This window comes from Micromonospora sp. MH33 (assembly GCF_003013775.1).
Taxonomy (GTDB): Bacteria; Actinomycetota; Actinomycetes; order Mycobacteriales; family Micromonosporaceae; genus Micromonospora; species Micromonospora fulviviridis.
This window is the reverse complement of the sequence record NZ_MUYZ01000648.1, coordinates 1-1,131: the sequence shown is the minus strand read 5'-3', so window position 1 is coordinate 1,131 and position 1,131 is coordinate 1. Positions and strand designations below refer to the sequence as shown.

General features: G+C 71.3%; 1 protein-coding gene. It reads left to right on the top strand.

The annotated features are described in order from the left end of the window. On the top strand, positions 1-1,131 hold a 1,131-nt coding region (gene eccCa / locus B0E53_RS36660), incomplete at both ends, for a type VII secretion protein EccCa (protein ID WP_107079936.1).

Sequence of the window (1,131 nt, the reverse complement as noted above, 5' to 3'; positions counted from 1 at the left end):
GAGGAACCGTTCGTCGTGGTGGTCTGCGACGGCGGCGTCATCCCGCCGGGCGCCCGGCTGACCGTCTCCGGGTACCGCAACGCCGTCCTCATCGACTTCGACGGCCGTGGCCTCGCCGACGGCGACAACGTGCTCAACCTGGAGGTGTCCGCCACCGACGTGGACATGATCGAGAAGGACCACGTGGGCCGGGAGGTGCGCACCCGGCTCGCCGCACCCGACCACCTGGACCTGCCCCGGCTGCGGACGCTGGCCCGGATCATGGCCCGGCACGCCACCAAGGTCACCGGCGAGCAGCCGGCCAGCGGGCTCAGCGCCGTCCTTGACCTGCCCGACCTGCTGGACATCCCCGACCTGGACACCTTCGACCCGCGCGCCCGGTGGGAGTCCCGCTCGCCCGCCGACCGGCTGCGGGTGCCCATCGGGGTGGCCGCCGACGGCTCCCCGATCGAGCTGGACATCAAGGAGTCCGCCGAGGGCGGGATGGGCCCGCACGGCATGCTCATCGGCGCCACCGGCTCGGGCAAGAGCGAGCTGCTGCGCACCCTGGTGCTGGCCCTGGCGGCCACGCACTCCTCGGAGACCCTCAACTTCGTGCTGGTGGACTTCAAGGGCGGTGCCACCTTCGTCGGGCTGGACCGGCTGCCGCACGTCTCCGCGCTCATCACCAACCTGGCCGACGAGGCCGCGCTGGTCGACCGGATGCAGACCACCCTGCAGGGGGAACTGGTACGCCGCCAGGAACTGCTGCGCAGCGCCGGCAACTTCACCTCGGCGCGCGACTACGAGAAGGCCCGCGCCCAGGGTGCCGAACTCGACCCGCTGCCCACGCTGTTCGTGGTGGTGGACGAGTTCAGCGAGCTGATCGCGGCCAACCCCGAGTTCATCCAGCTGTTCGTGATGATCGGTCGGCTCGGCCGTTCGCTCGCGGTGCACCTGCTGCTGGCCTCGCAGCGCCTGGAGGACGGGCGCATCCACCAGCTGGAGGGCCACCTGTCGTACCGGATCGGGCTGCGGACCTTCTCCGCGATGGAGTCGCGGGCCGTCATCGGCGTACCCGACGCGTACGAGCTGCCGGGCGATCCGGGCAACGGATACCTGCGCTCCAGCGTCACCAGCATCACCCGGTTC